Source organism: Pseudoalteromonas sp. NZS100 (assembly GCF_015864815.1).
GTDB lineage: Bacteria > Pseudomonadota > Gammaproteobacteria > Enterobacterales > Alteromonadaceae > Pseudoalteromonas > Pseudoalteromonas distincta.
Genome location: NZ_JADYWM010000064.1, coordinates 1 through 637, shown reverse-complemented (window position 1 = coordinate 637; position 637 = coordinate 1). Strand labels below are relative to the sequence as shown.

Below are 637 nucleotides of genomic sequence, written 5' to 3'. Positions count from 1 at the left end.
TTCAAATCAAGCCTCTAATCTCATTTATTTATTAAGAAGCTCGAAATCTAACCTATTCCCCCAAACTATAGGCAAAAGAAAACCCCCGACGCGTGAGCGTTGGGGGTTTAACTTTGAATAGAGAGCTGACGATGACCTACTCTCACATGGGCGAACCCACACTACCATTGGCGCAACGATGTTTCACTTCTGAGTTCGGGAAGGGATCAGGTGGTGCCATCGCGCTATTGTCGTCAGCAAAGGGGGTTAGATATGAGTCTGTTGTTTTTATTGTTTGACTTCAAGTTTTAGCTTGTTGTCGACCAACTTGTAACCTAACTGAATCAAGGTTAAAGGTGATATCGAAATATTCTTTCTTTATTCTATAAGCCACTACAGCTTATACAAGATAGATTAATTAGACTTGTATACAAACCACTTGGGTGTTGTATGGTCAAGCCAAACGAGCAATTAGTACAGGTTAGCTACATGCATCGCTGCACTTCCACACCCTGCCTATCAACGTCCTAGTCTTGAACGGCTCTTTAGGGAAATCTAATCTTGAGGTGGGCTTCCCGCTTAGATGCTTTCAGCGGTTATCCCATCCGAACGTAGCTACCGGGCAATGCCACTGGCGTGACAACCGCAACCCCAGAGG

General features: G+C 44.6%; 2 rRNA genes. Both read right to left on the bottom strand.

Going from position 1 to position 637, the window contains the following annotated elements:
* Positions 1-123 precede the first annotated feature (123 nt).
* Positions 124-238: ribosomal RNA gene (gene rrf / locus I6E69_RS20500) — 5S ribosomal RNA — on the bottom strand.
* 191 nt (positions 239-429) lie between these two features.
* Positions 430-637 (bottom strand): 23S ribosomal RNA (locus tag I6E69_RS20495); the annotation flags it as partial.